Genomic DNA, 6,862 nt, shown 5'->3' on the forward strand with positions numbered 1-6,862 from the left:
GTAGGGTGTGCTGTGCGCACCATGGGGTACGCGCGAAAAACGCTTGGTGCGCACAGCACACCCTACGGATTGATCCGTAGGGTGTGGTTGTATCAGTTATGCGCGTGCAGTGCGGCGTTCAGCTCAATCGCGGTTTTGTGCGATTTGGCTTCTACGGCGCCGGTCTGCGAGTTACGGCGGAACAGCAGGTCGGGCTGGCCTGCCAGGTCGCGGGCTTTGAGCACTTTAACCAGTTGGTTCTGGTCGTCGAGCAACGCCACTTTGGTGCCGGCGGTGATGTACAAGCCAGACTCCACGGTGTTGCGGTCGCCCAATGGAATGCCGATACCGGCGTTGGCGCCGATCAGGCAGCCTTCACCAACGCTGATAACGATATTGCCGCCACCGGACAAGGTGCCCATGGTCGAGCAACCGCCGCCCAGGTCTGAGCCTTTGCCAACAAATACGCCAGCGGACACACGGCCTTCGATCATGCCAGGGCCTGCGGTGCCGGCGTTGAAGTTGATAAAACCTTCGTGCATGACGGTGGTGCCTTCGCCCACGTAGGCGCCCAGGCGGATACGCGAGCTGTCGGCCAGACGTACACCACTCGGCACTACGTAGTCGGTCATTTTCGGGAATTTATCCACCGAGAACACTTCCAACAGCTCGCCTTTTAAGCGCGCTTCCAGTTGGCGTTCGGCCAGTTCGCTGAGGTCGACGGCGCCTTGGCTGGTCCAGGCGACGTTAGGCAACAGCGGGAAAATGCCGGCCAGGCTCAGGCCATGGGGTTTAACCAGGCGGTGGGAGAGCAGGTGCAGCTTGAGGTAAGCCTCGGGGGTGGAGGTCAGCGCGGCGTCTTCAGCCAGCAAGGTGGCCACCAGCGGGCGTTGGCTTTCGGCCAGGCGGGTGAGCAGCGCGGCTTGGGCGCTGTCGATGTTTTTCAGCAGGTCGGCCAGTTCGGTGGCCTGGTTGCTGGTGAAGCTGATCGCTTGGTTGCCGCCGCTGTAGCCGAGTTTTTCGCTGACTTTGCCTACCAGATCGCTCGCTGGGTTAAGTAGGGGTTGCGCGTAAAACACTTCCAGCCAGTTGCCTTCGCGGTTTTGGGTGCCGACACCAAAGGCCAGGCTGAATAGGGTAGTGGACATGCTGTTTCCTCTTGCTGAATTAGGTCGATCTGACTGGCTCACGCCATAGGGCTGTGGCTGTCACGGTGTTTTTTAATTGCCGGGCGGGCCGGCTTATTTGAATGCGGCTGAATAGGCGTCCGGCTTGAAACCCAGCAGGGTCTTGCCCCCCAGGTCGAGTACCGGACGCTTGATCATCGAGGGCTGGGCCACCATCAGTTCAATCGCCTTGGCTTGGTCGAGGTCGCTTTTGTCAGCGTCGCTCAATTTGCGAAAGGTGGTGCCGGCGCGGTTCAACACGCTTTCCCAACCGTGTTCGCTGCACCACTGCTGCAAGTGCTCGCGGTCGATGCCCACGGCTTTGTAGTCGTGAAAGGCATACTCGACCTGGTGCTCGTCCAGCCAGGTGCGGGCTTTTTTCATGGTGTCGCAAGCTTTGATGCCGTAGAGGGTGATGCTCATGCGGTTGCCTTGTTCTGAATAAACGCGCGGATTCGCGTTGCCGCTTCCACGCATTCGGCCAACGGTGCCACCAGGGCCATACGCACACGGCCAGCGCCTGGGTTAAAACCATTCACTTCGCGCGACAGGTAGGAACCTGGCACTACGGTGACGTGTTCCTGGGCGAACAAATCACGGGTGAATTCGGCGTCGTCGCCTGGGGTTTTGGCCCACAGGTAGAAGCCGCCATCGGGGCGTTTGACGTCCATCACGGGTTCGAGAATATCCAGCACGGCGTCATATTTTTCCCGGTACAGGTCGCGGTTGGCGCGTACATGGGCTTCGTCATTCCACGCGGCCACGCTGGCCAACTGGGTTTGTACCGGCATGGCGCAGCCGTGGTAGGTACGGTACAGCAGGAATGATTTCAAAATGGCGGCGTCGCCAGCGACAAAGCCTGAGCGCAGGCCCGGCAGGTTGGAGCGCTTGGACAGGCTGTGGAAGACCACGCAGCGGGCGAAGTCGCTACGGCCCATGGCGGCGCAAGCGCTGAGCAGCCCGGCTGGTGGGTTGGCTTCGTCGAAATACAGCTCGCTGTAGCACTCGTCGGCGGCAATCACGAAGTCGTGCTGGTCGGCCAGGTTGATCAGCTTTTGTAGCGTGTCCTGGGGAATCAGAGCGCCGGTGGGGTTGCCGGGCGAACACAGAAAGAGGATTTGGCAGCGCTGCCAGATCTCGGCCGGCACGGCGTCGAAGTCAGGGTTAAAACCGTTTTCTTCCAGGCACGGCAGGTAGTGCGGCGTGGCGCCGGCCAGCAACGCGGCACCTTCGTAGATTTGGTAGAACGGGTTGGGGCTGATCACCAAGCCGTTATCGCTGCGCTGCACCACGGTTTGCGTGAAGGCAAACAGCGCTTCGCGGGTGCCGTTGACGGGCAGCACATGCTTGGCGGCATCCAGCCAACCAGCCGGCACATTAAAGCGGCGCTCGCACCAGTGCGCGATCGCTTCGCGCAGCGCTGCAATGCCCAAGGTGGTGGGGTACACGGCAAGCTGGTCGAGGTTGTCGCTCAGGGCTTTGGCGACAAACTCCGGCGAGCGGTGTTTAGGCTCGCCAATCGACAGGGCAATGGCCCGTTTCGCGGCCGGCGGCTGGGCATCGGCCAGCAACGCGCGGAGCTTTTCAAAGGGGTAGGGCTGCAGGTTGTTCAGGGCGTCATTCATGGGCGCACGTCGCTATTCAAATACTGATTCGGGAGAGTTCGACCCGGTTGCCGTCGGCGTCGGACAGTTGCTGGATGATCGCCTCCTGCAAGCGGGCACACAGGTCGGGATCGGACAACGGCTGGTTGTGCGCATCGGTGACAAAAAACACGTCTTCCACGCGCTCGCCCAGGGTGGCGATCTTGGCGTTTTGCAGCGACAGGTCAAAGTCGAGGAAGATTTTGCCGATGCGCGCAAGCAAGCCCGGACGGTCCGGCGAGGTCAGTTCCAGCACGGTGACCGGGCGCGAGGCGTCGTTGGAAATGATCACCTGCGGGGCAAAGGCGAAATGCTTGAGCTGGCGCGGCACGCGGCGCTGGATGATCGCCGGGTAGTCGTCCGGGTGGCTCAGGGCATTGACCAGGCCTTCACGGATTTCCTTGATGCGTGCGGGGTTGTCACCAATCGAGCCGCCGTCGGCGTCGAGCACGATATAGGTGTCGAGGGTGAACTGGCTGGTGGAGGTGATGACCCGGGCGTCATGGATGTTCAGGTTGAGCTGGTCCATGGCGGCCACGGTTACGGCGAAGAAGTCGTGCTGGTCCGGCGCGTAAATAAAGATCTGCGTACCGCCTTCAAACTCGCGCTGGGTGGTTTCTTTGATCAGTACCAGCGGGTCGTGGGCGGAGCTGTGTTGCAAGATGGCATCGGTGTGCCAGGCCACATCGCCTGCGGTATGGCGCAGGAAATAGTCATCGCCCAACTGCGACCACAACTGCTCGGCATCGTCCGGGTCGGTGCCGCTGCGCACCAGAATATCCAGCGCAGCATTTTGTGTTTGGCGGATCTGCTCTTCGCGGTCTACCGGGTGTTCCAGGCCGCGGCGCAGGGCGCGCTTGGTTTCGCTATAGAGCTGGCGCAAGAGGCTGGCGCGCCAAGAGTTCCACAGCGTCGGGTTGGTGGCGTTGATATCGGCGACGGTGAGCACGTAGAGGTAGTCGAGGTGCGTTTGGTCGTGCACCAATTGGGCGAAGTCGTGGATCACCTGCGGGTCGGACAAGTCTTTGCGCTGGGCGGTGGTCGACATCACCAGGTGGTGTTGCACCAGCCAGACAATCAAACGCGTATCCCACACCGGCAATTGGTGGCGCACGCAGAAGGCCTCGGCGTCGATTGCGCCCAGTTCCGAGTGATCGCCGCCACGGCCTTTGCCGATGTCGTGGTACAGGCCGGCCATGTAGATCAGCTCGGGCTTGGGCAACACGCCCATCAGCTTGCTGGCCAGCGGGAATTTCTCGGAGATCGGCGTGTACTGCAGTTTGCGCAGGTGTTTGATCAGGTTCAGCGTGTGCGCATCGACGGTATAGATGTGGAACAGGTCGTGCTGCATCTGCCCAACGATATCGCCGAACTCCGGCAGGTAGCGGCCAAGAATGCCGTAGCGGTTCATGCGGCGCAGGTTGCGGTGAATACCGATCTCGCATTTGAACAGCTCAACAAACAGGCTGGTGTTGCGGATGTCGTTGCGAAAGTCGTCGTCGATCAGGTGCCGGTGTTCGCGCAGCAGGCGCACGGTGTCGGCACGCACGCCTTTGATTTCGGGGTTCTGCGCCATCAGCACAAAGACTTCGAGAATGGCGAACGGCGTGCGTTTGAATACGCTGGCGCTGGTGACTTCGATATAGCCGTCACGCAACTGAAAGCGGTTGTTGATCGGCAGCACCTGACTGGGCTCGCCGCTGCGCAAAATCACTTCTTCAAAGTGCTGCACCACCAACTCGCTAAGCTCGGAGATGCTCATCACCACGCGGTAGTAGTTCTGCATAAAGTGTTCGATGGCCAGCTTGCCGTTGCTGTCTTCAAAACCCAGCAGGGCGGCAATGGCGCGTTGGTGGTCGAACAGCAAACGGTCTTCGGCGCGGCCGGCGAGCATATGCAGGGCGTAGCGCACCTTCCAGAGGAATTCCTGGGACGAGGCCAGCAGCACCGACTCGCTTTCCAATAGAAAGCCTTGGCCGACCATGGCATGCAGGTTTAGCGTGCCGAAATGCCGGCGTGCCACCCAGAGAATGGTCTGGATATCGCGCAGGCCACCGGGCGAGCCTTTAACGTTGGGCTCCAGGTTGTATTCGGTGTCGTTGTATTTGGCGTGGCGGGCGGTCTGCTCATCGCGCTTGGCCAGAAAGAATTCCTTGCTCGGCCACATGCGGGTGTTGTTGGTCACCTCGATCATGCGCTGGCGCAAGCGCTCAGGGCCGGCAATGGTGCGGCTTTCCATCAGGTTGGTGACCACGGTGAGGTCGGCGATGGCCTCGGAGGCGCACTCATCCACCGAGCGCACGCTTTGCCCCACTTCCAGGCCGATGTCCCATAGCAGGGTGAGGAAACGTTCGATGGAGTCGCGAAAGATTTCGTGGTCAGCGCTGTCGAGCAACAGCAGCAGGTCGATGTCGGAGTAGGGGTGCAGCTCGCCACGGCCGTAGCCGCCCACGGCCAGCAGGGCGATATCGGCGTCTTCGCTCCAGTCAAACTGGGCCCAGGCTTCACGCAGGATCTGGTCGATGCACCAGGCGCGGTCCTCCACCAGGCGGCGTATTTCGCGGCCTTCTTTAAAGCGCTGGTCGAGCACTTCATGGGCGTTGCGAATGGCTTTTTTGAACGCCGCGATAGGGCTGGCTTTCAGCGCCAGTTCCGCCTGGAACTGGCCGCGGTCGAACAACTCGGGATCCACCTGCGGCATTCAGCAGCTTTCCTTCTCTTTATATAGAGGGCAGTCGGGGCAACGTTTGGCCCGCGATCAGGCCGAGGTGCGGGCGATGGTGTCATCGGCACGCAGGGTAAAAATCTCATAGCCGGTAGCGGTTACTGCCAGGGTGTGTTCCCACTGCGCCGAAAGCTTGCGGTCTTTAGTGATGGCGGTCCAACCATCGCCCAGCACCTTGGTGTCGGCTTTGCCCAGGTTGATCATCGGCTCGATGGTAAAAGTCATGCCCTCTTTGAGCTCCATGCCGGTGCCGGCACGACCGTAATGCAGAATTTGCGGCTCTTCGTGGAATACCTTGCCGATGCCATGGCCGCAGAACTCACGCACCACCGAGAAGCCGTTCTTTTCCGCGTGCTTTTGAATCACTTCGCCGATATCGCCCAGGCGGCAGCCCGGCTTCACCAACTCAATGGCCTTGTACATGCACTCTTGAGTGACCTGCGACAGGCGCTCGGCCCAGACCGGCACGGTGCCGACATGGAACATACGGCTGGTGTCGCCGTGGTAGCCGTCTTTGATCACGGTGACGTCGATATTCAGCGTGTCGCCATCTTTGAGCGGCTTTTCATTAGGAATGCCGTGGCAGACCACGTGGTTGATCGAGGTGCAGATCGACTTGGGGTAGCCCTTGTAGTTCAGCGGCGCAGGGATGGCTTGCTGAACGTTGACGATATAGTCGTGGCAGATGCGGTCGAGCTCTTCGGTGGTCACGCCAGGTTTAACGTGTTCCGCGATCATTTCCAGCACGTCGCTGGCCAGGCGGCCGGCAACGCGCATTTTTTCGATTTCTTCGGGCGTCTTGATGGTGACGGTCATGCAAGCTCTCTCAGCGCCCGGTTGGCGCTCGGTAAAAATACGGAAAGCGCGATTCTAGCATTCAGAGCTGCCTAACTATCTAGCCGCTGGGGCGATCCCTACAGGCGTAAGGTGCTTTCCTTATAGTAGTGGGGCATTTGTGTCCGATCAGTTGCCAGGTTTCGGCGCACTTGCGGGTTCCGTTTGCCCGTGTGCTGTGGTATAAAATGCGCCGCTTTCCGGGCACTAGCCTGAAAGCTTAAACCCCACACACGTATCGACACGATGGCCTGGGTGCCTCTCAGCAGTTCTCTACAACTAGAGCTAGCTGGGGGTTGGTCATTGGGATACGTGGAGGCCTAACCCGACTTATCAAGGAACTATCATGTCCCAAGTCAATATGCGCGATATGCTGAAGGCCGGTGTGCACTTCGGCCACCAGACCCGTTACTGGAACCCGAAAATGGGCAAGTACATTTTCGGCGCGCGCAACAAGATTCACATCATCAACCTGGAAAAAACCCTGCCGATGTTCAACGAGGCTCTGTCTTTTG

6 protein-coding genes are annotated in these 6,862 nt (G+C 60.0%); 1 reads left to right on the forward strand and 5 read right to left on the reverse strand.

Annotated features, from left to right (window positions below; genetic code table 11):
- Positions 1-92 precede the first annotated feature (92 nt).
- The 5 genes from dapD to map all read right to left on the reverse strand — a co-directional run bounded on the left by dapD (position 93) and on the right by map (position 6,329).
- A complete protein-coding gene (dapD, locus tag AAAB16_RS16890; RefSeq protein ID WP_340664366.1) occupies positions 93-1,127 on the reverse strand; it encodes a 2,3,4,5-tetrahydropyridine-2,6-dicarboxylate N-succinyltransferase in 1,035 nt (344 codons plus the stop codon).
- A 93-nt stretch (positions 1,128-1,220) separates the two neighbouring features.
- Positions 1,221-1,568, reverse strand: a complete 348-nt coding sequence (locus AAAB16_RS16895; protein ID WP_340664367.1) for an ArsC family reductase — start codon at positions 1,566-1,568, stop codon at positions 1,221-1,223.
- Positions 1,565-2,770: a succinyldiaminopimelate transaminase gene (dapC, locus tag AAAB16_RS16900; protein WP_340664368.1), complete on the reverse strand. Its 1,206-nt coding sequence runs from the start codon at positions 2,768-2,770 to the stop codon at positions 1,565-1,567. The genes AAAB16_RS16895 and dapC overlap by 4 nt, the downstream gene beginning before the upstream one ends.
- A gap of 16 nt (positions 2,771-2,786) precedes the next feature.
- Positions 2,787-5,489 (reverse strand): [protein-PII] uridylyltransferase, encoded by a 2,703-nt coding sequence (locus AAAB16_RS16905; RefSeq protein WP_340664369.1) that lies wholly within the window; start codon positions 5,487-5,489, stop codon positions 2,787-2,789.
- Positions 5,490-5,546: 57 nt separating this feature from the next.
- Positions 5,547-6,329, reverse strand: coding sequence for a type I methionyl aminopeptidase (gene map, locus AAAB16_RS16910; protein ID WP_340664370.1), 783 nt, complete (start codon positions 6,327-6,329; stop codon positions 5,547-5,549).
- 364 nt (positions 6,330-6,693) lie between these two features.
- Between map and rpsB the strand changes: the two genes are divergently transcribed.
- On the forward strand, positions 6,694-6,862 hold a 169-nt coding region (rpsB, locus tag AAAB16_RS16915), incomplete at its 3' end, for a 30S ribosomal protein S2 (RefSeq protein WP_340664371.1).

It is taken from the genome of Pseudomonas sp. (assembly GCF_037994325.1).
Taxonomy (GTDB): Bacteria; Pseudomonadota; Gammaproteobacteria; order Pseudomonadales; family Pseudomonadaceae; genus Aquipseudomonas.

Excerpts from the sequence above, each read along its gene's own strand:
- dapD (WP_340664366.1), bottom strand. The coding sequence starts at position 1,127 with ATGTCCACTACCCTATTCAGCCTGGCCTTTGGTGTCGGCACCCAAAAC.
- AAAB16_RS16895 (WP_340664367.1), bottom strand. The coding sequence starts at position 1,568 with ATGAGCATCACCCTCTACGGCATCAAAGCTTGCGACACCATGAAAAAA.
- dapC (WP_340664368.1), bottom strand. The coding sequence starts at position 2,770 with ATGAATGACGCCCTGAACAACCTGCAGCCCTACCCCTTTGAAAAGCTC.
- AAAB16_RS16905 (WP_340664369.1), bottom strand. The coding sequence starts at position 5,489 with ATGCCGCAGGTGGATCCCGAGTTGTTCGACCGCGGCCAGTTCCAGGCG.
- map (WP_340664370.1), bottom strand. The coding sequence starts at position 6,329 with ATGACCGTCACCATCAAGACGCCCGAAGAAATCGAAAAAATGCGCGTT.